Annotated in this window: 23 protein-coding genes; 10 read left to right on the top strand and 13 right to left on the bottom strand. The window is 61.9% G+C overall.

Translation table 11 applies throughout. The features are described 5' to 3' along the window. Positions 1-54: 54 nt before the first annotated feature. From nadB to Q7U49_RS12650, 3 genes are all read right to left on the bottom strand, one after another. Positions 55-1,656 carry an L-aspartate oxidase gene (gene nadB, locus Q7U49_RS12640; RefSeq protein ID WP_304764618.1) on the bottom strand — a complete coding sequence of 534 codons (1,602 nt, stop codon included), beginning with the start codon at positions 1,654-1,656 and terminating at the stop codon, positions 55-57. A gap of 18 nt (positions 1,657-1,674) precedes the next feature. After that, positions 1,675-2,523, bottom strand: a complete 849-nt coding sequence (locus tag Q7U49_RS12645) for a ScpA family protein (RefSeq protein WP_304764619.1) — start codon at positions 2,521-2,523, stop codon at positions 1,675-1,677. Positions 2,524-2,589: 66 nt separating this feature from the next. Continuing rightward, positions 2,590-2,799: a DUF3460 family protein gene (locus Q7U49_RS12650; RefSeq protein WP_304764620.1), complete on the bottom strand. Its 210-nt coding sequence runs from the start codon at positions 2,797-2,799 to the stop codon at positions 2,590-2,592. A 113-nt stretch (positions 2,800-2,912) separates the two neighbouring features. On the opposite strand from Q7U49_RS12650, the gene hyfB reads away from it, so the two are divergent. The 6 genes from hyfB to Q7U49_RS12680 are packed head-to-tail and all read left to right on the top strand — an operon-like array spanning position 2,913 to position 10,082. Next, complete coding sequence (gene hyfB / locus Q7U49_RS12655; protein ID WP_304764621.1) at positions 2,913-4,937, top strand: hydrogenase 4 subunit B; 2,025 nt, start codon at positions 2,913-2,915, stop codon at positions 4,935-4,937. Then, positions 4,934-5,884 (top strand): respiratory chain complex I subunit 1 family protein, encoded by a 951-nt coding sequence (locus tag Q7U49_RS12660; RefSeq protein WP_304764622.1) that lies wholly within the window; start codon positions 4,934-4,936, stop codon positions 5,882-5,884. The genes hyfB and Q7U49_RS12660 overlap by 4 nt, the downstream gene beginning before the upstream one ends. Continuing rightward, entirely contained in the window at positions 5,881-6,540 is a 660-nt protein-coding gene (locus tag Q7U49_RS12665; protein WP_304764623.1) for a formate hydrogenlyase, read from the top strand. The genes Q7U49_RS12660 and Q7U49_RS12665 overlap by 4 nt, the downstream gene beginning before the upstream one ends. Positions 6,541-6,542: 2 nt before the next feature. Then, complete coding sequence (locus Q7U49_RS12670) at positions 6,543-7,997, top strand: hydrogenase 4 subunit F (RefSeq protein ID WP_304764624.1); 1,455 nt, start codon at positions 6,543-6,545, stop codon at positions 7,995-7,997. A 4-nt stretch (positions 7,998-8,001) separates the two neighbouring features. Next, on the top strand, positions 8,002-9,558 hold the full coding sequence (locus Q7U49_RS12675; protein ID WP_304764625.1) for an NADH-quinone oxidoreductase subunit C: 1,557 nt from the start codon (positions 8,002-8,004) through the stop codon (positions 9,556-9,558). After that, positions 9,555-10,082: an NADH-quinone oxidoreductase subunit B family protein gene (locus Q7U49_RS12680; RefSeq protein WP_370654003.1), complete on the top strand. Its 528-nt coding sequence runs from the start codon at positions 9,555-9,557 to the stop codon at positions 10,080-10,082. The genes Q7U49_RS12675 and Q7U49_RS12680 overlap by 4 nt, the downstream gene beginning before the upstream one ends. A 61-nt stretch (positions 10,083-10,143) precedes the next feature. On the opposite strand, the gene Q7U49_RS12685 is transcribed toward Q7U49_RS12680, so the two are convergent. Beyond that, positions 10,144-10,815 carry a DUF599 domain-containing protein gene (locus Q7U49_RS12685; RefSeq protein WP_304764626.1) on the bottom strand — a complete coding sequence of 224 codons (672 nt, stop codon included), beginning with the start codon at positions 10,813-10,815 and terminating at the stop codon, positions 10,144-10,146. Between the two features lie 13 nt (positions 10,816-10,828). Beyond that, positions 10,829-11,539, bottom strand: coding sequence for a phosphatase PAP2 family protein (locus Q7U49_RS12690; RefSeq protein ID WP_304764627.1), 711 nt, complete (start codon positions 11,537-11,539; stop codon positions 10,829-10,831). Between the two features lie 180 nt (positions 11,540-11,719). Between Q7U49_RS12690 and Q7U49_RS12695 the strand changes: the two genes are divergently transcribed. Continuing rightward, complete coding sequence (locus tag Q7U49_RS12695) at positions 11,720-13,378, top strand: phosphoethanolamine transferase (RefSeq protein ID WP_304764628.1); 1,659 nt, start codon at positions 11,720-11,722, stop codon at positions 13,376-13,378. Then, a complete protein-coding gene (locus Q7U49_RS12700; protein ID WP_304764629.1) occupies positions 13,378-14,379 on the top strand; it encodes an alpha/beta hydrolase in 1,002 nt (333 codons plus the stop codon). The genes Q7U49_RS12695 and Q7U49_RS12700 overlap by 1 nt, the downstream gene beginning before the upstream one ends. Positions 14,380-14,448: 69 nt before the next feature. On the opposite strand, the gene Q7U49_RS12705 is transcribed toward Q7U49_RS12700, so the two are convergent. The 3 genes from Q7U49_RS12705 to Q7U49_RS12715 are packed head-to-tail and all read right to left on the bottom strand — an operon-like array spanning position 14,449 to position 18,647. Beyond that, a complete protein-coding gene (locus Q7U49_RS12705) occupies positions 14,449-15,198 on the bottom strand; it encodes a YoaK family protein (RefSeq protein ID WP_304764630.1) in 750 nt (249 codons plus the stop codon). A gap of 13 nt (positions 15,199-15,211) precedes the next feature. Continuing rightward, the gene (metG, locus tag Q7U49_RS12710) at positions 15,212-17,305 is read right to left on the bottom strand and encodes a methionine--tRNA ligase (protein WP_304764631.1); all 2,094 of its coding nucleotides are present in this window, start codon (positions 17,303-17,305) and stop codon (positions 15,212-15,214) included. A 34-nt stretch (positions 17,306-17,339) separates the two neighbouring features. Then, positions 17,340-18,647, bottom strand: a complete 1,308-nt coding sequence (locus Q7U49_RS12715; protein ID WP_304764632.1) for a patatin-like phospholipase family protein — start codon at positions 18,645-18,647, stop codon at positions 17,340-17,342. A 141-nt stretch (positions 18,648-18,788) separates the two neighbouring features. Here Q7U49_RS12715 and apbC point away from each other — a divergent pair, with 141 nt between their 5' ends. Further along, positions 18,789-19,880, top strand: coding sequence for an iron-sulfur cluster carrier protein ApbC (gene apbC / locus Q7U49_RS12720; protein ID WP_304764633.1), 1,092 nt, complete (start codon positions 18,789-18,791; stop codon positions 19,878-19,880). Between the two features lie 17 nt (positions 19,881-19,897). On the opposite strand, the gene msrA is transcribed toward apbC, so the two are convergent. After that, positions 19,898-20,590, bottom strand: a complete 693-nt coding sequence (msrA, locus tag Q7U49_RS12725; RefSeq protein ID WP_304764634.1) for a peptide-methionine (S)-S-oxide reductase MsrA — start codon at positions 20,588-20,590, stop codon at positions 19,898-19,900. Between the two features lie 93 nt (positions 20,591-20,683). Here msrA and Q7U49_RS12730 point away from each other — a divergent pair, with 93 nt between their 5' ends. After that, complete coding sequence (locus Q7U49_RS12730) at positions 20,684-21,379, top strand: SDR family NAD(P)-dependent oxidoreductase (protein WP_304764635.1); 696 nt, start codon at positions 20,684-20,686, stop codon at positions 21,377-21,379. 41 nt (positions 21,380-21,420) lie between these two features. Here the strand turns inward: Q7U49_RS12730 and Q7U49_RS12735 are convergent, their stop codons facing one another. From Q7U49_RS12735 to pap, 4 genes are all read right to left on the bottom strand, one after another. Continuing rightward, entirely contained in the window at positions 21,421-22,014 is a 594-nt protein-coding gene (locus Q7U49_RS12735; protein WP_304764636.1) for a hypothetical protein, read from the bottom strand. Between the two features lie 154 nt (positions 22,015-22,168). After that, the gene (locus Q7U49_RS12740) at positions 22,169-22,390 is read right to left on the bottom strand and encodes a 4Fe-4S binding protein (protein ID WP_304764637.1); all 222 of its coding nucleotides are present in this window, start codon (positions 22,388-22,390) and stop codon (positions 22,169-22,171) included. Between the two features lie 53 nt (positions 22,391-22,443). Further along, positions 22,444-22,725 (bottom strand): VF530 family protein, encoded by a 282-nt coding sequence (locus Q7U49_RS12745; RefSeq protein ID WP_304764638.1) that lies wholly within the window; start codon positions 22,723-22,725, stop codon positions 22,444-22,446. Between the two features lie 23 nt (positions 22,726-22,748). Then, positions 22,749-24,311 (bottom strand): polyphosphate:AMP phosphotransferase, encoded by a 1,563-nt coding sequence (gene pap / locus Q7U49_RS12750; RefSeq protein WP_304764639.1) that lies wholly within the window; start codon positions 24,309-24,311, stop codon positions 22,749-22,751. Positions 24,312-24,457: the final 146 nt, after the last annotated feature.

Below are 24,457 nucleotides of genomic sequence, written 5' to 3' on the forward strand. Positions count from 1 at the left end.
GAGACCCCCAAAAAAAGGTGGCGCGAGTCTAACGCAGACCTGCACAGTTCACTATCAGGCTTGCGGGTTCAGGGTGGTGGGCAGGGCTTGTTCCAGCATTTGCGGATAGTCGCGGCTGAAGTGCAGGCCACGGCTCTCGTGGCGGGCCTGGGCGCTGCGCACGATCAAATCGGCCACCTGCACCAGGTTGCGCAGTTCCAGCAGGTCGCGGGTGACGTGAAAGTTGGAATAAAACTCGTGGATTTCGGACTGCAGCAGGGCAATGCGGTGGGCGGCCCGATCCAGCCTTTTGTTGGTGCGCACGATACCCACGTAGTCCCACATGAAGCGACGCAGCTCGTCCCAGTTGTGCGAGATCACCACCATTTCGTCAGGGTCACTGACCCGGCTCTCGTCCCAGGTTGGCAGACTGGCCGTGGGCTTGCGCGTGCAGCGTTCGATGTCCTGCGCCGCCGCCTGGGCAAATACCATGCATTCCACCAGCGAGTTGCTGGCCAGCCGGTTCGCCCCGTGCAGGCCGCTGCAGGCGGTTTCACCAATGGCATACAAGCCTTCGATGTCGGTGCGACCCTCCAGGTCGGCCAGCACGCCGCCGCAGGTGTAATGGGCGGCCGGCACCACCGGAATGGGTTGTTTGGAGATGTCAATGCCGAGCTCCAGGCAGCGCGCGTAAATGTTGGGGAAGTGCTCCTGCAGGAAGCTCAGGGGTTGGTGCGAGATGTCCAGATAAACGCAGTCAAAGCCGCCTTTTTTCATCTCGAAGTCGATGGCGCGCGCGACCACGTCGCGCGGGGCCAGCTCCAGGCGTGCATCGTGCGCGGGCATGAAGCGGGTGCCGTCGGGCAGCAGCAGGCGGCCGCCCTCGCCACGCACCGCTTCACTGATCAGGAAGGACTTGGCGTGCGGGTGGTACAGGCAGGTCGGGTGGAACTGGATGAATTCCATGTTCTGCACACGGCAGCCGGCACGCCAGGCCGCGGCAATGCCGTCGCCGGTGGCGGTGTCCGGGTTGGTGGTGAAAAGGTAGACCTTGCCGGCACCACCGGTGGCCAGAATGGTTTGCGGTGCCTCGAAGGTGAGCACCTGGTCGGTGGCTTCGTCGAGTGCGTACAGCCCCAGGCAGCGCTTGCCGGGCAGGCCCAGCTTGTCGGTGGTGATCAGGTCGACCAGTGTGTGCTGCTCGAACAGCGTGATGTTGGGCGTCTTTTGCACCTGCTCGATCAGCGTGCGCTGCACTGCGGCGCCGGTGGCGTCGGTCACATGCACGATGCGCCGGGCGCTGTGGCCGCCTTCGCGGGTCAGGTGCAGCTGGCCGTCTTCCTCGGAAAACGGCACGCCCAGGGTTTGCAGCCAGGCGATGGCCTTGGGCGCGTTTTCCACCACGCGTCGCGTGGCATCCAGGTCGCACAGACCGGCGCCGGCCACCAGTGTGTCGGCAATGTGGGCGTCAAAACTGTCGTCCTTGCTCCACACCGCCGCAATACCGCCTTGGGCCCACCCTGTGGAGCCCTCGGACACGGCGCGTTTGGTGATCACGGCCACGCGTTTGTTGGGGGCCAGCAGCAGGGCCGAGCTCAAGCCGGCCAGGCCACTGCCGACAATCAGGACATCAAAGTGAAGCGTGGCAGGAGGCAAAATGGTTTCGCGAGAAGGCATGAGGAATCCCGGTGGGGTTTAAGAGGGGGTGTAGGCCAGCCGCACATAAATGGGTGCAAAGGCTTCGGCCTGGGTGATGTCGATCAAGGTTTCCTTGGCCAGTTCGAGCAGTGCTATGAACGTGACCACCAGCACTGGAACACCTTTTTCCGGATTGAACAAAGATTCAAATTCGACAAAGCGCCGGCCTTGCAATTTTTTCAGCACCATGCTCATGTGCTCGCGCACCGAGAGTTCTTCGCGCGTGATGCGGTGGTGCTGCACCAGCGTGGCGCGTTTCAAAATAGCCTGCCAGGCCTCCTGCAGGTCGCTCAAGGCCACGTCAGGAAAGCGCGGTGTCAGGGACTGCTCGATATAAACCTGGGCGCGCAGAAAATCGCGTCCCAACTGGGGCAGGGCGTTGAGCCGGGCTGCCGCCAGTTTCATCTGCTCGTACTCCAGCAGGCGGCGCACCAGTTCGGCGCGCGGGTCTTCGGCGTCCGCGCCGTCGGCGACGTGCCTGGGCGGCAGCAACATGCGCGACTTGATCTCGATGAGCATGGCGGCCATCAGCAGATATTCGGCGGCCAGCTCCAGGTTGCGATGCCGGATTTCGTCCACATAGCTCAGGTACTGACGCGTCAGGCCCGCCATGGGAATGTCCAGAATGTTGAAGTTTTGTTTGCGAATCAGGTACAGCAGCAAGTCCAGCGGGCCTTCGAAAGCCTCAAGAAAGACTTCCAGCGCGTCGGGCGGGATGTACAAGTCCTGCGGCATGGCAAACAGTGGCTCGCCATAGAGCCGCGCCACGGCCACCTGATCCACCACCATGGGCACGTCGGCCAATGCCATGCTGTCGCCAGCAATCAGCTCGGCTGTATCAACCATGGAGACTCTGAAATGCTATTTGAGAGATAGCTGCCTGCCCTTGCTGAAAGGGCTGCGGGCAATAGCCTACGGCTTGCCTTCGGTCAGGTAGACGTAAGGTTTCTGCGCGACCTGCGCGGCACGGTACTCGGACCAAGCCTCGCGGTTCACCGGTTTGTCCCACAGCAACTCACGGCCTTCGCGCTGGCGCGCTTCAACCTCAGGGTCTTTGGCCTTGAGCTCGTCGATGAACTGGGTGGCATCGGATTGGTACAGGGGGCGGTAAAAAATGTGCATGGGAATAACCTCTTGACGGGATTCTAACGGTGCGCGCTGGCGTCATCAGCTTAATCAATTTAAGACCGGTGTAATATCCGACTCCATACTTCCACCGACACGCGACCCGGCCCATGACCTCATCACTCCATCCCGCGACCTGGGTCCATCTGGACTGGGTCTTGGTCGTGGTGCTGGCTTGGTTGTTGATCGGGGTGCTCGGCGTGCTGGCGCTGCGTCGCTTCAGGTTGGTGGCCATTGTGCTGTTTCCGCTGGGTGCGCTGTTTTCCCTGCTGCTGCTGGCCGTGGCTTTAAGCGCGGTGTTTGCCGACGCGGAAACCGCCATTTTGCCGCTCGGCCTGCCGCAACTGCCATTTCATTTGCGACTGGACAGCCTGTCCGCCTTCTTCCTGATGTTGATCGGCGGCGTCTCGGCCGGTGTGTCAGCCTTTGCGGCGGGCTACTTTCGCCAGGGCGAGGGCACGCCGCCGGGCTTGATCTGCCTCGAATACCACGTGTTTCTGGCCAGCATTGCCCTGGTGGTGCTGGCTGACGACGCTTACGTTTTCATGGTGGCTTGGGAAACCATGGCGTTCTCGTCGTTCTTTTTGGTGCTGGCCAACCACCGCCTGCCTGAAATCCGCAGTGCCGGCTACCTCTACATGCTGGTCGCACACATCGGCGCCTTGGGCATTTTGCTGTCCTTTGGTTTGCTGCAGGCCAACACCGGCGACTACACCTTTGCCAACATGCGCGCGCAGCACCTCACGCCTTTCTGGGGTTCGGTGGCCTTCTGTCTGGCGGTGTTTGGCTTTGGCGCCAAGGCGGGCCTGTTGCCGCTGCATGTCTGGCTGCCTGAAGCGCACCCGGCGGCGCCGTCGCCGTTCTCAGCCTTGATGAGTGGGGTCATGCTCAAGATCGCCCTGTACGGCATTCTTCGCGTGGCGTTTGATTTGCTGCAGGAGCAGATCTGGTGGTGGGGCGTGTTGCTGATGGGGCTGGGCCTGGTCACCGCGCTGTTTGGCGTGGTGTTCTCGACCGTACAGGTGGAGATGAAGCGTTTGCTGGCCTACTCAAGCATTGAAAACATCGGCCTGATGTGTGCTGGTTTGGGTTTGTCGCTGTTGTTCCTGGCCTATGACATGAAGGCCTTGTCGGCGCTGGCACTGACCGCTTCGCTGTACCACATGCTGGCCCACGCCTTCTTCAAGAGCCTGCTGTTTTGCAGCACTGGCGCGGTGATGCACGCCACCGGCGAGCGCAGCCTGGGCAAATTGGGCGGGCTGATGCGTTACATGCCCTGGGTCGCCTGGCCCACCCTGATCGGCGTGCTGGCCTGTGCCGGTTTGCCGCCGTTTGGCGGCTTTGTCGCCGAATGGCTGTTGCTGCAAAGTTTCCTGTTCACCACGGGCTTGCCCAGTTCTTTTCTCGACATGCTGGTGCCGGTGATGGCCGCGCTGATTGCCCTCATCGCGGCTTTGTCGGGTTACACCATGGTGAAGTACTTTGGCGTGATTTTCCTGGGCCAGCCGCGCGAGGAAAGCCTCTCAAAAGCGCACGATGCCGGCCGCTGGGAACGTCTGGGCATGCTGTGGCTGGTGCTGGGCTGTGTGGTGCTGGGCTTGTTCCCCAACCAGGTCATTGCCCTGATCGACCCGGCCACCCAGTTGCTGGTCGGTGCGGGCCTGGCGCACACCGTGGCCGACAGCGGCTGGTTGCTGGTACCGGTGGCGGTGGAACGCGCCAGCTACGCGCCGGCCATCTTTTTGCTCGGCGTGCTGGCCAGTTTTGGCCTGGCTTTTTTGCTGGTGCGCAAGCTCTACCATGGGCGCCTGCGCCGGGTGCCGCCCTGGGACTGCGGCTACCCGTGGCAAACCCCGCGCATGCAGGACACCGCCGAAGGTTTTGGGCAACCGATCCGGCAGATTTTCGAGCCCTTCTTTCGCATCAAGCGGCAACTCCCGAGCGCCTTCGATGCGCAACCGAGCTACAAAGTCACGCTGGAAGACCCGCTGTGGCATGGCTTGTATTTGCCCATTGCCAGGCTGGTTGAGCGGATTTCCAAACTGGTTGGCTTGTTGCAGCAGGGCCGCATTTCGGTCTACCTGATGTACAGCTTTGTCACGCTGATCGTGGTGCTGCTGGTGGTGAAGCGATGAGCTGGATCGGCGTTTTTTCGCAATTGCTGGCGCTCGTGACAGCGCTGCTGCTGGCGCCCCTGCTCACGGGCTGGGTCAACCAGTGCCGCGCGTGGTTGCAAAACAAGTCGGCCCCTGGCTTGCTGCAACCCTACCGCACCTTGCACAAGTTGTTCAACAAGGAATCGGTGATGGCCGAGCATGCATCGCCCCTGTACCGCACGGCGCCCTACCTGATTTTCAGCTGCATGGCGCTGGCCTGCGCCATTGTGCCCACGCTGTCCACCGACCTGCCGCTGTCGCCGGCGGCCGATGCGATTGCGCTGGTGGGTTTGTTTGCGCTGGCGCGGGTCTTCATTTCACTGGCGGCCATGGACGTCGGCACCGCCTTTGGCAGCTTGGGCGCGCGGCGTGAAATGCTGGTCGGGTTCCTGGCCGAGCCGGCCCTGCTGATGGTGCTGTTTTGTGCCTCCATGATCACGCGCTCTACCTCGCTCACCACCATGGTCGAAACGCTCGCGCACCGGGAACTGGCCATTTACCCCAGCCTGTTGCTGGCGGGGGTGGCCTTCACCCTGGTGTCGCTGGCCGAAAACGCGCGGGTGCCGGTGGACAACCCCGACACCCACCTGGAACTCACCATGATCCATGAGGCCATGATCCTGGAGTATTCCGCGCGTCACCTGGCCTTGCTGGAGTGGGCCGCCAGCCTGAAACTGTTTGCCTACTCCTGCATCGGGCTGGCGCTGTTTTTCCCGTGGGGAGTGGCCGACGCCAACTCGCCCATGGTGCTGTTGCTGGCCTTGCCCTTCCTGATGGTCAAGCTGGCGGTGGGTGGCGTGGTGCTGGCGCTGATTGAAACCCTGAGTGCCAAGATGCGCATCTTCCGCGTGCCCGAATTTCTGGGCACGGCTTTTCTGGTGGCGGTGATTGGGCTGCTGGTCAATGTCTTGCTGGGGGTCGGATGATCAAATTTGCCCCCCAGCTGATCAACCTGTTTGCCACCCTGATCCTGCTGTTGTCGTTTGCCATGATCTCGCAACGGCGCATCGTCTCGCTGATCAACCTGTTCATGATGCAGGGTGTGGCGCTGGTGATCACCTCGTTTTTACTGGGTTACGTCACCAAGCAACCCGACCTGTATGTGTCGGGCGGGATCACGCTGGTGCTCAAGGTGATTTTCATTCCCTGGATGCTGCACCGGATGATCCGCAAGCTCAACGTGCGCTGGGACATCGAGACCCTGCTCAACGTGCCCACCACCATGCTGGTGGGCATTGCGCTGGTGATTTTTTCCTTCAGCCTGGCGCTGCCGGTCTCGCGCTTGTCCAGTTCGCTCGCCGGCGGCTCGCTCGGCATCGCGCTGTCGTGCGTGATGTTGTCTTTTTTGATGCTGATCACCCGCTCCAAGGCGGTGCCCCAGGTGATCGGTTTTTTATCGATGGAAAACGGCCTGATTTTTGCGGCGACGGCGGTCACCAATGGCATGCCCATGATCGTTGAAATCGGCATTGCGCTCGACGTGCTGGTGGGCGTGCTGATTCTGGGGGTGTTCATGTTTCAGATTCGCGAGAAATTTGACACGCTGGACATTCAACACCTTGAAAAGCTCAAGGAAGACTGAGCATGCACGTTTTGTTTTTTGTTCTGGGACTTCCGCTGCTGGGGGGGCTGGTGCTGGCCCTGACCGGCCACCGCGCCTATGCGCGCGACCTTAACGTGGGCTTCAGCCTGCTGACGTTCCTGGCCGCCTGCGTGCTCACGGCGCAGGTGATGGACGACGGCCCGCAGTTTGTGCTGGGCCAGCAGTTCTACATTGACCCGCTCAATGTGTTCCTGGTCACGCTGACGGCCTTTGTCGGCCTGACTACCGCCATTTTTTCACGACCCTACATGCGCATCGAGCAGGACCACGGCAAGATGACGCCGCCGCGCATGCGCCTGTACCACAGCATGTACCAGCTGTTCAGCTTCACCATGCTGCTGGGCTTCACCACCAACAACCTTGGCATCATTTGGGTCGCCATGGAAGCCGCCACGTTGACCACTGTGCTGCTGGTCAGCGTGTACCGCACCACCGCCAGCCTGGAGGCCGCCTGGAAGTATTTCATTTTGTGCGGCGTTGGCATTGCGCAGGCGCTGTTCGGCACCATCCTGATGTACATGGCCGCTGAAAAGGTGCTCGGCCCCGAGCACGCCACGCTGCTCTGGACCGGTCTCAACGACATCAAGGGCCAGCTCGACCCGACCATCGTGTCACTGGCCTTTGTGTTCCTGCTGATTGGCTACGGTACCAAGATCGGCCTGGTGCCGCTGCACAGCTGGCTGCCCGACGCCCATGCCGAGGGCCCGACGCCGGTGTCGGCGGTGTTGTCGGGGCTGCTGCTCAATGTCGCCATGTACGCGGTGCTGCGCTGCAAGGTGCTCGCCGACGGCGCGCTTGATAGCAACATGGCGGGCCAGTTGATGATGGGTTTTGGCTTGTTGTCGGTGACAGTGGCGGCGTTCTTTTTGTCGCGGCAAAAAGACGTCAAGCGCATGTTTTCTTATTCGAGCATCGAGCACATGGGCCTGATCACTTTTGCCTTCGGCATGGGCGGGCCGGTGGCCAACTTTGCCGGGCTCTTGCACATGACGGTGCACTCGCTGGTCAAGTCTGCCATCTTCTTCACGGTGGGCCATGCCACACAGAAAGCCGGTACCCAGTTGATGAGCGAGATCCGCGGCCTGATCAAGGTCAACCCGACCGTGGGCTGGGGCCTGATGCTGGGTGTCATGGCGATTCTGGGCATGCCGCCGTTTGGCGTCTTTGCCAGTGAATTCCTGATTCTGACCACCGCCATGCGCGAGCAACCCTGGGCTGCACCGTTTTTGTTTCTGGCGCTTGGCGTGGCCTTTGCCTCGATGTTGATCCGCGTGCTGCCCATGGTGTTTGGCGACTCCACCCTGAAGCCACTGGCGCATCCGCCGGCGCTGATTCCGGTGTTTGTGCACCTGGCGCTGGCGCTGGTGCTGGGCTTGTACATTCCCCCTTATCTGAACGGCTGGTACGTGCAAGCGGCCAGCATGCTGGGAGGTTAGGCGCATGCAGATCCCCGGACTCGCGCTTGAGTTTGTCGCCCTGCCTGCGCCGGTGCCGGTCTGGCATGCGCGGGTGAGCTTTGCGCAGTGGCAAATGGCTGCCAGCGCCGTGCGCGACGCGGGCGGACGCTTGTTGGCGCTATGGGCTGGCCCCATGAGCCCGGAGGCCACCCTGTGTGCGGCTTACGCCACGCGCGAAGGTGCGTTCTGGCTGTCGCTGCCCTTGACGCAGCAGGACGGGCGCTGGGTCTACCCTGATCTGGCCACCGTGTTTCCCTGTGCGGCGCGCATGCAGCGGGCTGCGGCCGACCTGTCGGGCGTGGTTGCGCTGGGTGCCCAGGACACGCGCGCCTGGCTCAACCACGGTGCCTGGCCGGTTGACCATTTCCCCTTGCAACAGGACCCGGACACCTTGCCGCTGCTGGCGGCTGGTGAACTCGTCGACTACCCGTTTGTGCATGTAGACGGCGATGGCGTGCATGAAATCCCGGTGGGCCCGGTGCATGCCGGCATCATCGAGCCCGGCCATTTCCGCTTTTCGGTGGTCGGTGAAAAAGTGCTGCGCCTGGAGCAGCGCCTGGGCTACACCCACAAGGGCACCGAACTCCGCATGACCCAACTGGCGCCACTGGACGCCTACCGGCTGGCCGGCCGTGTCTCGGGTGACAGCACCGTGGCCTACGCCTGGGCCTATTGCATGGCGCTGGAATCGGCCACACAGACCACGGTACCCGAGCGCGCTGCCTGGCTGCGTGCGCTGATGCTGGAGCGCGAGCGTGTTGCCAACCATCTGTGTGACCTGGGTGCGCTGGGCAACGACGCTGCCTTTTCCTTTGGCCTGGCCCAGTTCTCGCGCCTGCGCGAAGACTGGCTGCGTGCCGCCAACACGGTGTTTGGCCATCGCCTGATGATGGACTGCATCGTGCCTGGCGGCGTGCGCAGCGACATTGACTTGGGCCCGCGCGAGCTGCTGTTGCAGCAATGCGATGCGGTGGAAAAAGAGGTGCGCACCCTGCACACCATTTACGAGGCCCACGCCGGTCTGCAAGACCGCTTCATGACCACCGGGCGCGTGCTGCCCGAGCTGGCCGCGCAGCTGGGCCTGACGGGGCTGGCCGGGCGCGCCAGCAGCCAAAGCTGGGACCTGCGCTGTGACCAGCCCTGGCTACCCTACGGTGACATGGCGGTGGTCATGGCCACCCAGCACAATGGCGATGTGGCGGCGCGGGTGGCGGTGCGTTTTGACGAGATTTTTGAATCCCTGCGCCTGATCCGGCGCCTTCTGGTCGAGATGCCCATTGGCGACCTGCGCTGCCCGGTGCTTCTGCCGCAGCAGCCCACGCGCGGCGCGGGCTGGGTGGAAGGCTGGCGCGGCGAGTTGTTTGTGGCGCTGGAACTCGGTGGTGCCGGGCAACAGCAGCGCATCCTGCGCTGCCATTTGCACGACCCCTCAACGCAGAACTGGCCGGTGCTGGAGCACGCCATCATGGGCAACATCGTGCCCGACTTTCCGCTCATCAACAAGTCGTTCAACCTCAGTTATTCAGGGCAGGATTTATGATCTGGAAAGTGGTCAGGCAGATCGCCAAAACCGGTATTTGCACCGAAGCCGCGCCCGACATTGGCGCCATTGATGCCGCGCAGGCGGCCCGCATCCAGCAGGAACTGCTCGACATTCTGGGCCAGGCGCTGACCATCCGCGAGGTCGATGCGGGCTCATGCAATGGCTGCGAACTTGAAATCAACGCGCTGGGCAATCCCTATTACAACCTGCAAGGCCTGGGCATCAAGTTTGTCGCCAGCCCGCGCCACGCCGACATGCTGCTGGTGACCGGCCCGGTGTCACGCAACATGGAAACTGCACTCAAACGAACGTATGACGCCACCCCCGAGCCGAAACTGGTGGTGGCGGTTGGCGACTGCGCCTGTGACGGCGGCATCTTTGGCGAGAGCTACGCCACCTGCGGCCGCGTGGCCAACGTGATCCCGGTCGACGAGGTCATTCCCGGCTGTCCGCCCGCGCCGCTCGAAATTCTGCGAGGCATTTTGAAGGCGGTGCGCCGGCGCGTGCCGGCAGGGGATTGAGTCGCAGCTTGAATCCAAGTCTGTTGGATCTCGGTCGCGCCTGATGAGCCATTGAAGACAACTATTCCGGCTCACTGCGATCAAGTTGCACCAGCGTCACGACCAGACCGAGCGTGGCGAGCACAAGGAAGACGGGCCCGAATAGCCAAAAAACAAGCGGTACCGCGAAGAAAAAAGCGCGTGTGCCAGTGGCAAACAGGTTGCCTGCCCTGTTCAAGCGGTTGGCTACCGCAGTCGGCGCCAGGTTGTGGTGGGCCGCCGCCCCGGGTGCATTGATCATGAACACCACCTGATTGACCAGGCGCACGGACATCACAAAAGCAAAGAACGCAACAATGAAGTCCACCAAGAGGAAAAGTACCTTGATGATCCAGAGTTCCGCCGCATGCGTGCCTCCGATATTCAGGATATGCCAGTTTTTTGAAATCGACTCGGCCTGTCCAGACAGCGTGAGTGTGCCAATGATCAACAGGGTTGCGGTCGAGGCCATCAAGCTCGCCCCCATGATGAAATTGCGCAAAGTCTGCACTGCCATGATGTCTTTTGAGGAATTGCCCATCACGTTGGCAACCCACAGTGACCGGGCTAGCTGATTGACACCATGAATCGTATAGGTGGGGTTTTCCTTCACCTTGCTGCGCAGCCACAGGTAATACAGCGCGACAACACTACAACTCAAGGTGAATGCGGCAGCGTCACTGCCAAATTGATGTACCCACTGTTCGAGGTTCATGTGCAGAGTCCTTTCAATGTTTGCCAAGCCAGTTGAACACAAGGTGGTTGACGAGTGCGACGATCCAGCAAATCCAGGCGGTCCACAAGCTGTGGCTGGGGTAGTGCGCACCACGCAGGGTTTGCGCCAATCCCAACACCAGCCCTGAAAAAAGCACCAGCAACAACAGCCACTGTCCTCTGCGGTGCAGTCTTGCGTTGCCTGAAAATAGCCACGGCAAGGCAAGTGCGATGAACGCCAGGGCCGAGGACGCGTGGCCCGCCGGAAAGCAATGCCCGGCACCGCCATCGCGCGTGACCCAAGTCCAATGCGACACATAGTTCGCCTTGCCGCCAAATGCCTGCAAGTCCCAGGGGCAACTGGTCTCACTGAAATGCTTCAGGCTGCTGATGGTCAGCAGGCACAGGGCGATGCCGACCACGATCTCGATGCGCTGCCAGCGGGGCAGCGTGCGAAACCAGCCGACGGGCCACCCGATCATGACCATCAGCGCCAGAAACACCACGCCAGCCAACTGCCGGCCGCCGGTGTGAAGCAGGTCCGCCAGCCACCAGTTGTCGCGCAAGGCAAAGCCCTGTTCATTGGCCAACCCATGCATCACCGCGAGGTCCAGCCCGGAGGCATCCCAGATCAACAGACCCGTCAGGCATGACCCGGTGATGAGGGCGGTGCGCCGGGAACAAGCCCAATCGGAAAGGGTGGGCGGGTCAACTGACTGGTACATGGGCGTGAAAGGTGGCTGGAGTGTGGGGGCGGCTTTGCCTTGATCTGGTGATTGGATTATGGGTAGCGGTGAGTTAACGCTGCGTTAACACTGGGTTTGAATAATCGCGTCTTCACCTTTTACCGGCACTTCCTGATGACCCTCTCGCTGACTTCTCGCCGTCCGCTCCACCCGCTTTTCATGTCACTGGTTTTGGCCCTATGGTTGAGCACGGTTGGCAATGCGCCGCTGTGGTTCACCATGCTTGACTTGCCCGAATCGAACCACCCCGGTGGCTGGCTTGGCATCGCTGGCTTGGGCTTGATGGTGTTGGTTGCGACGGTGGCATTCCTGAGTCTGGTGATCTGGCCCCGCTGGCGCAAACTGGCCGGTCTGGTGCTGCTGGCGGTCGCCGCAGGCAACAGCTACTTCATGGCCAGCTACGGCGTGGTCATCGATCCCAGCATGCTGGCCAATGCGGTGCAGACCGATGCACGGGAGGTGCGCGACCTGTTGTCGTGGTCCATGCTGCCGGTCTTCCTGCTGGGGGTGGTGCTACCGGGTTGGTGGTGGTGGCAGCAACCGGTTCAGCAGGTTCCGGCCCGGGCGCTGGTGCTCAAGCAAATCGGCCTGGCTGTGCTGGCCACCTTGCTCATGCTGGTGATGGTGTGGCTGTCGTTTGAGAACCTGGCCTCCACCATGCGCAACCACAAGTCCTTGCGCTACATGGTCAACCCGTTCAACACGGTCTACGCCACCACGCGTTTGGTGGTGGGCCAGACAGCGCACGCCAGCCAGGCCGTGCAGCCGATGGGTGAGGATGCCACCCTGCTGGGCCGCGTCATTGATGTGAACAGGTCGCCCTTGATCGTGCTGGTGGTGGGCGAAACGGCGCGGGCCGCCAACATGGGTCTCTCAGGCTATGCCCGTGACAGCACGCCGCGCCTGAAGCAATTGCAGAACCGTGGCGAGCTGGTGTACTTTTCCAATGTTTCGTCCTGCGGCACCAACACCCAGGTGTCGGTACCCTGCATGTTCTCGGGCCTGGGGCGCGAGGGCTATGGAAAAACCGACGCGCAGTTCGAGAATTTGCTGGATGTGGTGCAACGCGCCGGCCTGGCGGTGTTGTGGCTGGACAACCAGTCGGGCTGCAAGGGCGTGTGTGATCGGGTGCCCCACACCGAAACCCGTGAACTCAAGGACCCGGAACTCTGCCCCGATGGCGAATGCTTTGACGAAGAAATGTTGCGCGTGCTGCCCGATCGTCTGCGCCAGCTGGATACGGTTCGGCGTGCGCGCGGCACGGTGGTGGTGATGCACCAGATGGGCAGCCACGGACCCGCCTACTACAAACGCACCCCCACTGACTTCAAGGTGTTCATGCCGGAGTGCCGCAGCAATGTGCTGCAGGACTGTTCTGGTCAGGAGATTGTCAATGCCTATGACAACTCGTTGCGTTACACCGACCACTTTCTGGGCCAGACCGTGGCGTGGCTCAAAGCTCAAAAACGCCCGACGGCGCTGGTGTATGTCTCTGACCATGGCGAATCACTGGGCGAAAAAGGCTTGTACCTGCATGGCATGCCCTACGCCATGGCGCCCAGGGAGCAAACCAATGTGCCCATGGCCGCATGGTTTTCTCAATCCATGCTGACCCACCTGGGGTGGGACCGAACGTGCTGGCTTGGCCGGGCCACGCAGCCGATCACGCACGACAACCTGTTCAGCTCGATGTTGACCCTGACCCAGGTGAAAACCAACTTGTACAGCCCACAGCTGGACGTTTTTTCTGCTTGCCCATCCGGTCTGCGCCAGGCACAGGGCGCAGTCACGCCATGGCCCATCAGGGTTGAACTGTGATGTCCATTCTGCAAATGACGTCCTGGCAAGCGGATGTGCTCCCCGGTTTTGAGCAGATCACCCTGGCGGGACTGTCTGCGCCTGAGGGCGCGGTCGACGTGGTGCTGGTGCGCAGGCGCTGTGCGCAAGTTTCAAGCAAAGCGGTGCTCTATGTTCACGGCTATGTGGACTACTTTTTTCAGACCCACTTGGCAGATTTCTACAACGCTGCAGGACTGAACTTCTATGCCATTGATCTCCGGCGCCATGGCCGGTCGCTGCGTGAGCACCAACTGCCCAATTACACCCGTGACATGGATGAGTATCTGCAGGATGTCGATGCTGCAGTCAACTTGATGCAAAGGGAGGAACGCGTGGACTGGTTGCTGCTCAACGGTCATTCCACCGGAGGTCTGGTGGCTGCCCTGTATGCCCACCGTGGGCAACACCGCGCAGCAGTGAATGCCCTGTTCCTGAACAGCCCGTTCCTGGACATGAACCTGCTGGCCTGGCAGGAATCGCTACTGGAGCCCCTGGTGGCCGGGCTGGGTGCCCTGTTTCCGCGCTGGCAGATCCCGCACCAGGCGTGCCTTTACGGCGAAAGCTTGCATGCGGACCAGCATGGCGTCTGGCGCTTCAACACCCGGTGGAAACCAATTCAAGGCTTTCCGGTCTATGCCGGCTGGTTTCGCGCCATTCACCGCGCACAAGCAGAAGTGGCGCGCGGGCTGGCCATCGATTGCCCTGTGCTGGTGATGCATGCTGGGCGAAGTGCCTGGCTCAAGCGCTGGAGCGATGAGGCCATGGTGACGGACATCGTGTTGGATGTGACTGACATTCAACGCCTGTCACCGGGCTTGGGCCGTCAGGTTGAGCTGCGGGCCGTGGCCGACGGCGTGCACGACCTGATGCTGTCAAAACCGGAAACAAGGACGCTGGTGTTCGAGGAATTAAATGCGTGGCTGGCGCGTGTGGGGACTGCCCATGAAGTGAACGCCACGCCGGCACACACCGTAAGTTAGCTGAGCAACCAAGGGTTGGCGCCGATCAATGCAAGCGCAACCTGCGCTGCCTGATGGACTGCGTCCGGGCTAAGGCCGGTGCGGGTCGATCCAGTTTTTGGCGTCGTTCAACACCGGGTGCCAGACCAGCAACAGCAAGAGCACGGACAGGGGCACGGTGGCGATGTAGCCAATGTGCTTGAAGCCAATGGCGCCGACCAGGCCGCCAATGAAAAAGCTGCTGATCAGCTTGGCCAGCAGGCTCAATTTCTGGCGGTTGGCGCGCACCAGGGTGTCGCGGTTCAGGCGGTTGATGTAGAGCAATTTTCCCAGCTCAATGCCCAGGTCGGTGACCAGACCGGTGACGTGGGTGGTGCGGATCTCGGCGTGGGATATTTTGGTGATGACAGCGTTTTGCAAGCCCATGATGAAGCACAGCACCAGCACCGTCAGGGGCACAAAAAGCACGCCGAAAAAGCTGATGCCGGAACCAAACAGGCCGAACAACAGCAGCAGCGCCGATTCCAGCAGCAAGGGGCGGCCGTAAGCGCTTTGCAGATTACGGCGCAGTCCCCAGTTGACCATCCAGGCGCTGGTCATGGCGCCGCCCAGGAAGGCCAGCAGCGACACGAGCGCAGCCAGTGCCAGATAGGCCTGGCCGGTGACCAGGTTGTCGGCCACGGAGGACAACATGCCGGTCATGTGCGAGGTGTATTGCCCCACCGCCAGAAAGCCGCCGGCATTGGTGGCTCCCGCCACAAAACACAGCGTGACGCCCAGGTGCAGGTTGCTCTGGGCGGTGCGTTGCACCGCCGTCCAGCCGCGCAGCAGGGGGATCATGCTGTCCCTTGGCTCAATGCACCCGCATGCCCGGCTGGGCGCCCGGGAAGGGCTCCAGCACATAGATGCCGGGCTGGGCTTTTTCGTCGGCGTGGCTGGCGGCCAGCACCATGCCTTCACTGACGCCAAACTTCATCTTGCGCGGCGCCAGATTGGCCACCATCACAGTGAGTTTGCCGAGCAGTTGCGCCGGCTGGTAGTTGCTGGCAATGCCTGAAAAGACATTGCGCAGCCGGGGTTGGCCGGCCTCATCGAGCTCGCCGACATCCAGCGTGAGTTGCAGCAGTTTGGAGGAGCCCGCAACCGCCTGGCAGTCGACAATTTTGGCAATGCGAAGGTCGATCTTGGCAAAGTCGTCAATACCGATGGTGGGCGCCATGGCCTCACCACCCGGCAGTGCGACTTCAGGCGCAGCCACTGGTTCAGGCGCTTCGAACAAGGCTTCGAGCTGCTTGATGTCAACACGCTGCATCAGGTGCTGGTAAGTCCCAATCACATGGCCGGCTGGCATGGGTTGGACAATGTTGGCGTAGTTGAGCGGTTCGATGTTCAGGAACGCCTCTACTTGTTTGGCCAGTGCGGGCAGCACGGGTTTGAGGTAGCAGGTCAGGATGCGGAAGGCCTTGATGCAGACGGTGCAGACGTCCTGCAGACGGGCTTCCTGGTCGGGTTTTTTGGCCAGGTCCCAGGGCTTGTTGGCGTCCACATAGGCGTTGACCTTGTCGGCCAGCTGCATGGTTTCGCGCAGCGCCTTGGCGTACTCGCGGGCTTCGTACAACGCTTCAATGGTGCTCACTTCACTGCGCAGCTGGTGCAAAAGTGCCGCACCGTCTTCGGTGACCTCGCCCAGCTTGCCTTCAAAGCGCTTGGTGATGAAGCCGGCCGCACGCGACGCGATGTTGATGTACTTGCCGATCAGGTCGCTGTTGACACGGGCCATGAAGTCGTCGGCATTGAAGTCGATGTCTTCGTTGCGTGCGCTCAATTTGGCCGCCAGGTAGTAGCGCAGCCACTCGGGGTTCATGCCTAAGCTCAGGTACTTGAGCGGGTCCAGGCCGGTGCCGCGGCTCTTGCTCATTTTTTCGCCGTTGTTCACCGTCAGGAAACCGTGCACAAAAATGTTGTCGGGCGTCTTGCGGCCGCTGAAATGCAGACAGGCCGGGAAGAACAGGGTGTGAAAGGTGACGATGTCCTTGCCGATGAAGTGGTACTGCTCCAAACCCGGGTTGGCCATGTAGGCGTCATAGTCCTGGCCGCGCTGGCCCAGCAGGTTTTTCAGCGAGGCCAGGTAGCCGATGGGGGCGTCCAGCCAGACGTAAAAATACTTGCCCGGTGCGTCCGGGATCTCGATGCCGAAGTAGGGTGCATCACGGCTGATGTCCCAGTCGCCCAGACCTTCGCTGGTTGACCCGTCCGGGTTGGTGCGCACGGTGAACCATTCCTTGATCTTGTTGGCCACCTCGGGTTGCAGTTTGCCGTCCTGCGTCCAGCGTTGCAAAAATTCTACGCAGCGCGGGTCGGACAGCTTGAAGAAGAAGTGCACCGAGTTGCGCAGTTCGGGCTTGGCTCCTGACAGCGCCGAGTAGGGCTTGATCAGGTCGGTGGGCGCGTAAACCGCGCCGCAGTTTTCGCAGTTGTCGCCGTACTGGTCCTTGGCGTGGCACCTGGGGCACTCGCCCTTGATGAAGCGGTCCGGCAGGAACATGCCCTTGTCCGGGTCAAAAAACTGCTCGATGGTGCGGGATTCGATCAGCGAGCCGCCAGGGTTGTCGCGCAGGTCGCGGTAAATCTGCTGTGCCAGTTCGTGGTTTTCCGGGGCATCGGTGCTGTGCCAGTTGTCAAAGCCGATGTGAAAACCGTCCAGGTAGGGCTTGCGACCGGCGGCAATGTTGGCGACAAACTGCTGTGGTGTGAGGCCGGCTTTTTCGGCGGCAATCATGATCGGTGCGCCGTGGGTGTCGTCGGCACAGACAAAATCGACCGCATTGCCCAGCATGCGCTGGTGCCGCACCCAGATGTCGGCCTGGATGTACTCCATGATGTGGCCAATGTGGAAATTGCCATTGGCGTAGGGCAGGGCAGTGGTGACGAAGAGTTGGCGGGGCATGGAATGGGCTTTCAGGACAAGAGCGTGATTTTACTCAGGGCAGGCGCAGCGGGTCACTGCGGCGGTCCGGCTCGGTTGGCAGCCCCGCCGGCGCCGCCCCGGACGCTGAACCGGGGTCTGTCCAGTTGAAAAATTGGCAAATCTCGACCCGTTGGCGCTGGGCATCGGCGTAACCCAGCGCCATCAGTTCCCGGGTGTAGCCGGGCTCGAACAACAGGTAGCTGGCCAGCGCAGCGCCCTTGATGTCGGCCGCATGCGACGACACGCCCACGCCACCCAGCAGGCTGCGCACCGCCCTGGGTAGCTCATCCACATGGCGCGCGGCAATGTGGTCGAGCCGCTGGGACGGCGAAATCAGCAGCAGGTTCACCGGCCGCAGGGTGCTGGCGCTGCGCAGTTCGGGCGGCACCAGGCTCAGGGTCTGGTTGACGCGGCGAATGCGTTCCACATCGACGGCCAGGGCATCGAGAAAGATGTTGGACAGCGCATGACCGGCAATTTGTGCCAGCGTCGGGTACAACGCCTCGGCCACGACGGTGGGCTGCGTTCGCGGCTCGTGCATCAGGCCGGCACCAATCACGCAAATGCGCTCGGCGCCCAGATGGATGGCGGGTGCGATAGGTGCCGTCTGGCGCATGGAACCATCACCAAAAAAGGCGGTCTGCCCTTCAATGGGCAGCGCCATCGCGGGAAAGATGAACGGGATCGCGCTTGAGGCCAGCAGGTGCTGGTGGGTGATTTTGTCGCGCAGGCCGCGGCGGTGCGAGCGCGCCCAGGGGATGAGTTGGCGCTCACCCTGGAAAAAGGTGATGTGTTCGCCCGAGCTGTAGCTCGACGCCGTGACCGCCAGCGCCCGCAGGTGGCCTTTGCGGATGAGCCAGGGCAGGCGCTCCAGCGGCACCCATTGCTTGAGCAGTTCGGCCAGCGGCGTGTTGTCGAGCAGTGACTTGGGCTTGAGCCGGCGCCACTTGGCAATCAGCCAGCCCATGGACAGCAGCGTCATCCAGCTGGCACCGCTGCGCAGCATGCTGACCGAGTCGGCGCGGTACACATCCTGGGCATGAAAATCGCGCCAGATGGCCACCAGCTTGCGCACCGTGTTATCAAAATCATCACAACCGCAGGCCAATGCTGAGGCATTGAGCGCGCCGGACGAGGTGCCGCCGATGATGGGGAACGGGTTGCCATCGTTCATGGCACCGCAGTCACGCCGCAGGTCCGCGATGGCTTCGAGCACGCCCACCTGGTAGGCTGCGCGGGCGCCGCCGCCGGTGAGCATCAGGGCGGTGGTGGCAGGGGGGGCGAGGGGAGATTCCGAGGGAGCGAAGGGGTCATGGGGCATGGTTTGATTATCCGCAGGGGTCAAGGCCGACGTGTCAACCCGTGGCCTAGGGGGAACCCGGGGGTGGGTAAACCCCGATTTGCCGAGTTCAATAAGGTCAAGCTTATCTTCGCTAGACTAGAGCCTCAATAGGAGAACCAAATGGCAGTAGTTGAGCAGACCGTGCTGGAGGCCCTCAAGGGCGTGATCGATCCCAACACCGGACGTGATTTTGTGTCGAGCAAAGCCGTCAAGAATTTGACCGTGACCGACGGCGACGTGGCCTTTGATGTCACGCTGGGTTACCCCGCCAGGAGCCAGATTCCGGGCTTTCGCAAGGAACTGATTGCCGCCGCCAAAAGCGTGGCGGGCGTGGCCAATGTGTCGGTCAACATCGTCACCAACATCACGGCGCATGCCGTGCAGCGCGGCGTGGCCTTGCTGCCCAAGGTGAAAAACATCGTCGCTGTGGCCTCGGGCAAGGGCGGCGTGGGCAAGAGCACCACGGCGGTCAACCTGGCGCTGGCGCTGGCGGCCGAGGGCGCCAATGTGGGCATTCTGGACGCCGACATCTACGGCCCCAGCGTGCCGATGATGATGGGCATCGAGGGGCGACCCGAAAGTGACGACGGCCAGACCATGGAACCCATGGAAAACTATGGCGTGCAGGTCATGTCGATCGGTTTTTTGGTGGCGCAGGACGAGGCCATGATCTGGCGCGGCCCCATGGCCACCCAGGCGCTGGAGCAGTTGCTGCGCCAGACCAACTGGAAAGACCTGGATTACCTTATCGTCGACATGCCGCCAGGCACCGGTGACATCCAGCTCACCTTGAGCCAGCGTGTGCCCATGACCGGCTCGGTGATCGTCACCACGCCGCAGGACATCGCCTTGCTCGATGCCAAGAAGGGCATCAAGATGTTCGAGAAAGTGGGCGTGCCGATTCTGGGCATCGTGGAAAACATGGCGGTGCACGTGTGCAGCAACTGCGGCCATATTGAGCATATTTTTGGCGCCGACGGCGGCAAGAAAATGGCCACGGAATACGGCATGGACTACCTGGGCGCCTTGCCACTCGACATGCAGATTCGTCTGCAGGCCGACAGCGGCAAGCCCACCGTGGTGTCGGATCCCGACAGCGAGGTGGCCGGGCTTTACAAAGCCGTGGCGCGCAAGGTGGCCTTGGCCATTGCCGCCAAGAACAAGGACTTTTCCAGCAAGTTTCCCAGCATCAAGATTTCCAAGGAAACCTGAAGCGCCAGGGTGGGGGGTCAGGGCTTGGCCAGTGCCCCCCACAGTTGCACCAGGCGGGCGTCGCGGCCGCAACCCGCGCGGTAAAAGTCGTAGCGTTTCGGGTTGACCTGGTGGTAGTTCTGGTGCTCGGCTTCGGCCGGGTAAAAGTCATCGGCCATCCGCAATTGCGTGACGATGGGCTCGGGAAAGGGTTTGGTTTTTTCCAGCTCGGCCAAGGACGCCTGGGCTGTCTGGAGCTGCTCGGCACTGGTGGCAAAAATCACCGTCCGGTAGGGCGTGCCAATGTCGCAAAACTGGCGGTCCTTGACCGTCGGGTCAATGGTGCGCCAGAAGTAGTCCACCAGTTGCCGGTAGCTTACCTGGCTCGGGTCGAAAATCACCTGGACCGCCTCGGCATGGCCCGTGGTGTGGCTGGAAACCTCGGCATATGTCGGCTTGGCCGTCTTGCCGCCGGTGTAGCCCGAGGTGGTGGCCAGCACGCCCGGCACCTTGTCGAAGTCGGCCTCGGTGCACCAGAAGCAACCTCCGGCAAACACCGCCACCTCGCTACCCGCTGGCAAGGGGGCGGTAGCCGCCGCACCTGCAGGCTCTGGTGCCTGGCGCGGCGTGGCCAGCACCCACCAGCCGATCAGGATTACGATGAGTGCCATTGCCAGCCAGAAGGCGCGCTGGGTGGATTTGGATTTTGGTGTGGTGGGTGTCGTGTTCATGCCGCATGATAAGAAAGTGGCAAAGACCAGCGCAGCACACGGGATACGGCGGCGTGTCCATCAAACGCCGAAATCTGTGACAGACTTGAGCCCATGAATTCATTCCCTGAAGGTTTCCGCGCCTTGGTCATCGGCGCCAGTGGGGGCCTTGGCCAGGCCTTTGTGCAGCTGCTGCAAGCCAACCCGCGCTGCGCTGAGGTGCTTGGCGTGCACCGCCGCTCCAGGCCCCGCATTGACTTTGACGACGAGTCCAGCGTGGCGGACGCTGCACAAGCGCTGACGACCGGTGGCAAATTTCACCTGATCATCAACGCCGCCGGCCTGTTGCACAACGCCGACTTCATGCCCGAGAAAAAGCTGGCCGACCTGAGTTACGCGCAGCTCGAAGTCACCTTTCGCGCCAACACCTTCGGTCCGGCGCTGGTGCTGCGCCACTTCAGCCCGTTGCTCGATGGCGAGCGCGGGGTGCTGGCCGTTGTTTCGGCCAAGGTGGGCAGCATCGAAGACAACCGCCTGGGCGGCTGGTACAGCTACCGGGCGTCCAAGGCAGCACTCAACATGCTGCTGAAAACTGCCGCCATCGAACTCAAGCGCAGCAAGCCCAAGGCAGTGCTGGTCAGCCTGCACCCGGGTACGGTCTATACCGGGCTGTCCAAACCCTTCAAGGGTGAACAGATCGGCCGCCCGGCCTTGCTCGCCGCGCAAGAAATGCTGACGGTGCTGGACGGATTGACCGCTGCTGACACGGGTTCGTTTGTGACCTACAACGGCGAACGTCTGCCCTGGTAAGGGTGACCTGCGCCGTCGCGTGATCACTGTTGGCCAGTGCGCTAGTTGCGCATCATTCGCGCCAGATCGGCATTCAAGCGGGCCAGTTCATCGCGCAGTTGACGGCGTTCTTGCGGGGTCACGACACCGTCGCGCTTGTAGGCGGCTTCGTGGCGGGCAATGGCGCGCTCGCGGTTGTGCAGCCTGCGCGCTTCGCGCTGGTTGAGGCGACCAGACCGCACGCCTTCATCAATACGTGCGCTGATGTTGAGCTGACGGTTGTCAATGCCGGGGGTTGTGTTGGCGGAGTTGCCCGGTGGCTGAACATAGTCGTTGTTCATCATCAAACGTTCCACTTCGTTGCCAAGCCGATCCACGTCAACGCGCAACTGCTGGCGCTCTTGCGGTGTGGTCGTGCCATTGGCTTTGAAGCGGCTCTCGCGCAGGTCAATCTCGCGGTCACGGCGCAGCAACTCCCTGGCCTCGGAGGGCGTGATGTGACCGGATGCCATGCCTTGCTGAATGCGGGCGCTGATGGCCTGCTGCGCGCGGTCAATGGCCGGCGTACTGGTGCCTTGCGCCATGACCGGGGCCAGCCCCAGGCCCAAAAACAGGGCAGAGGCCAACAGCGATGTGGTAACGAATTTTGATTTCATGGTGTTCCTTCGATGGGGGAATGGTTGAACCGGCGATGGCCAGCTATGGGCTGGCATCGACCCCATGCTTTTCAACATGTGTCCGGATACTATTCAGGAGCCATGAAGATGTCTGTGCGCGCCCGTACAGTTCAGGCGCCACGCCAATGCCACCTCAGGGCTGGCAGCGGCTGCCAATCTCAGTCAGTCTGATGGCGTCGACCGGGCATCTGGCGGCGCAGTCGCCGCAGCCGGTGCAGCGCGCAGGTTCTTGCAGCACCGAACGCTTTTTCCAGTCCTTGGTCTCGAACGCGATCAGGTGCAGTTCACACGCCGAAATGCAGCGGCCGCAGCCGGTGCAACGGGCCGGATCGATGTGGGCGATCTGTGTTGCCATGGCCGAGAGTCAAGGGGGTGGACGAGACCGTCGTCGGCACGCTTGCTTGCCGTTCAGCCTTGCCGGCGCAGCTCGCGCAGCATGAACAGGTACAGCCCTTCCACCTTGTCGCGCGCCCAGGGTGTTTTGCGCAGGAACTTCAGGCTGGACGCCACGCTGGGCTCATGCGTGAAACAGCGCACCGGAATACGTTCGCCCAGGCCGGACCAGCCGTAGTGGGCGCTCAAGGCGGTCACCATGGCTTCCAGTGTGATGCCGTGCAAAGGGTTGCGGGCTTGCGGTGCGGCTGGCGTCCGGGATTTTTCGTCTGCGGGTTCGGCGGGTGAGGTGCTCATGCCCCGATTTTCGCACTGGTGACCTATTTCTTTCCGTCTGAGCTGCCCCGTTTGACTTTTTTGTCCTTGGCCGGTTTGTCGGTGCTGGCCTCGTCCGATGGCGTTGGCTGTTGCAAGGCCGCCTCCAGACGCTCGCACAGGGTGCGCAAAATCTTGACCCGGGCGTAATTCTTGTCATTGGCCTCGACCAGCGTCCAGGGGGCCTCGCCGGTGCTGGTGCGCTCCACCATGTCGCAAATGGCTTGCTGGTAGTCGTGCCATTTTTCGCGGTTGCGCCAGTCTTCCTGGGTGATCTTGAAACGCTTGAACTCAACCTGTTCCCGCTCCTTGAAGCGTTGGAGCTGCTCGGCCTGGCTGATCTGCAGCCAGAATTTGACCACGATGACGCCGGCCTCGATCAGCTCGTGCTCGAAGTCGTTGATTTCGCTGTAGCCGCGCAGCCAGTCAGCCTCGGTGCAAAAGCCTTCCACCCGTGCCACCAGCACCCGGCCATACCAGGTGCGGTCAAAAATGGCGACATGGCCGTGGCGCGGCAGGTGGCGCCAAAAGCGCCACAGGTGGGGTTGGGCCTTTTCTTCATCGCTGGGGGCTGCCACCGGCGTCACCTGGTACTGGCGCGCATCCAGCGCGGCTGTCACCCGCCGGATGGCGCCGCCTTTGCCCGCGGCATCGGCGCCTTCGAAAGCGCACACCAGCGAGCGGTGCTTGAAGCGCTCGTCACGCACCAGCTCCGACAGGCGTCCCTGCCATTTGGCCAGCTCGTCCTTGTAGGGCTTGTCAGCCAGCTTCAGCGCCAAGTCCAGCTCGGACAACACGTTGCGGCCGTCCAGGTCGACCCGCACCATGGGTGCCATGGGCGTGCGCGGCGCCACCGTGGCCGCGAGCTTGCTTTGCATCGCTTTGAGCAAGACCTGGCCCACCGTCAGGTCGCGGTAGCGGTCGTCAGACGCCTCCAGCACCACCCAGGGCGCCGCAGCAGTGTTGGTGATGCGCAATAAGTGGCGCGCGGCGTCCTGCAACTGGTCGTAGGTTTTCAAGCGGTCCCAGTTCCATTGCGTGACGCGCCAGGCGGTACGCGGGTCGCTGGAAAGGGCCTTGAGGCGTTGTTTTTGGCCGTCCTTGGTCAGGTGAAACCAGAACTTGAGCACCAGCGCGCCTTCGTTGACCAGCATCTCCTCAAAGCGGTTGATCTGCTGGGCACGGGCATCGAGCTCCTTGACTGAAATGGCACCTTCGATACGCTCGCGAATCGGGTCGGAGTACCAGGAGCCGGCAAACATGCCGACCCGGCCCTTGGGTGGCAAACTGCGCCAAAAACGCCACATCGGCGGGCGCTCGCGCTCTTCGTCGCTGGGCTGGGAAAACGCCATCGTCGAGATGAAACGCGGGTCCATCCACTCATAGAGCGCATTGATGGTCTCACCCTTGCCCGCGCCGTCCTGGCCGCTGATGAGCACCACCACCGGTGTCTTGTGCTGCTCGAACAAATCAACCTGTGCCGCCAGCAGGGCGGCGCGCAAAGCGGGGACGGCTTCACGGTAGGCGGCCTTGCCGAGCTTATGGCCAATTTCGGCAGATTGAAACATCGGGTGCTTTCAGGGAGTCGTTAAACAGCGGGTGGTGTTGACCTTGGCCACGATACAGGCACGGCAGCAAATTGCGCCACTTGTCGGCACTATATTTTTGACACAACGCAAAAAATCAGGGTTTTCCCTGTGTGAAGTGACCCATT

It is taken from the genome of Rhodoferax sp., from assembly GCF_030653815.1.
Lineage (GTDB): Bacteria > Pseudomonadota > Gammaproteobacteria > Burkholderiales > Burkholderiaceae_C > Rhodoferax.

Excerpts from the sequence above, each read along its gene's own strand:
- nadB (WP_304764618.1), bottom strand. The coding sequence starts at position 1,656 with ATGCCTTCTCGCGAAACCATTTTGCCTCCTGCCACGCTTCACTTTGAT.
- Q7U49_RS12645 (WP_304764619.1), bottom strand. The coding sequence starts at position 2,523 with ATGGTTGATACAGCCGAGCTGATTGCTGGCGACAGCATGGCATTGGCC.
- Q7U49_RS12650 (WP_304764620.1), bottom strand. The coding sequence starts at position 2,799 with ATGCACATTTTTTACCGCCCCCTGTACCAATCCGATGCCACCCAGTTC.
- hyfB (WP_304764621.1), top strand. The coding sequence starts at position 2,913 with ATGACCTCATCACTCCATCCCGCGACCTGGGTCCATCTGGACTGGGTC.
- Q7U49_RS12660 (WP_304764622.1), top strand. The coding sequence starts at position 4,934 with ATGAGCTGGATCGGCGTTTTTTCGCAATTGCTGGCGCTCGTGACAGCG.
- Q7U49_RS12665 (WP_304764623.1), top strand. The coding sequence starts at position 5,881 with ATGATCAAATTTGCCCCCCAGCTGATCAACCTGTTTGCCACCCTGATC.
- Q7U49_RS12670 (WP_304764624.1), top strand. The coding sequence starts at position 6,543 with ATGCACGTTTTGTTTTTTGTTCTGGGACTTCCGCTGCTGGGGGGGCTG.
- Q7U49_RS12675 (WP_304764625.1), top strand. The coding sequence starts at position 8,002 with ATGCAGATCCCCGGACTCGCGCTTGAGTTTGTCGCCCTGCCTGCGCCG.
- Q7U49_RS12680 (WP_370654003.1), top strand. The coding sequence starts at position 9,555 with ATGATCTGGAAAGTGGTCAGGCAGATCGCCAAAACCGGTATTTGCACC.
- Q7U49_RS12685 (WP_304764626.1), bottom strand. The coding sequence starts at position 10,815 with ATGAACCTCGAACAGTGGGTACATCAATTTGGCAGTGACGCTGCCGCA.
- Q7U49_RS12690 (WP_304764627.1), bottom strand. The coding sequence starts at position 11,539 with ATGTACCAGTCAGTTGACCCGCCCACCCTTTCCGATTGGGCTTGTTCC.
- Q7U49_RS12695 (WP_304764628.1), top strand. The coding sequence starts at position 11,720 with ATGTCACTGGTTTTGGCCCTATGGTTGAGCACGGTTGGCAATGCGCCG.
- Q7U49_RS12700 (WP_304764629.1), top strand. The coding sequence starts at position 13,378 with ATGTCCATTCTGCAAATGACGTCCTGGCAAGCGGATGTGCTCCCCGGT.
- Q7U49_RS12705 (WP_304764630.1), bottom strand. The coding sequence starts at position 15,198 with ATGATCCCCCTGCTGCGCGGCTGGACGGCGGTGCAACGCACCGCCCAG.
- metG (WP_304764631.1), bottom strand. The coding sequence starts at position 17,305 with ATGCCCCGCCAACTCTTCGTCACCACTGCCCTGCCCTACGCCAATGGC.
- Q7U49_RS12715 (WP_304764632.1), bottom strand. The coding sequence starts at position 18,647 with ATGCCCCATGACCCCTTCGCTCCCTCGGAATCTCCCCTCGCCCCCCCT.
- apbC (WP_304764633.1), top strand. The coding sequence starts at position 18,789 with ATGGCAGTAGTTGAGCAGACCGTGCTGGAGGCCCTCAAGGGCGTGATC.
- msrA (WP_304764634.1), bottom strand. The coding sequence starts at position 20,590 with ATGAACACGACACCCACCACACCAAAATCCAAATCCACCCAGCGCGCC.
- Q7U49_RS12730 (WP_304764635.1), top strand. The coding sequence starts at position 20,684 with ATGAATTCATTCCCTGAAGGTTTCCGCGCCTTGGTCATCGGCGCCAGT.
- Q7U49_RS12735 (WP_304764636.1), bottom strand. The coding sequence starts at position 22,014 with ATGAAATCAAAATTCGTTACCACATCGCTGTTGGCCTCTGCCCTGTTT.
- Q7U49_RS12740 (WP_304764637.1), bottom strand. The coding sequence starts at position 22,390 with ATGGCAACACAGATCGCCCACATCGATCCGGCCCGTTGCACCGGCTGC.
- Q7U49_RS12745 (WP_304764638.1), bottom strand. The coding sequence starts at position 22,725 with ATGAGCACCTCACCCGCCGAACCCGCAGACGAAAAATCCCGGACGCCA.
- pap (WP_304764639.1), bottom strand. The coding sequence starts at position 24,311 with ATGTTTCAATCTGCCGAAATTGGCCATAAGCTCGGCAAGGCCGCCTAC.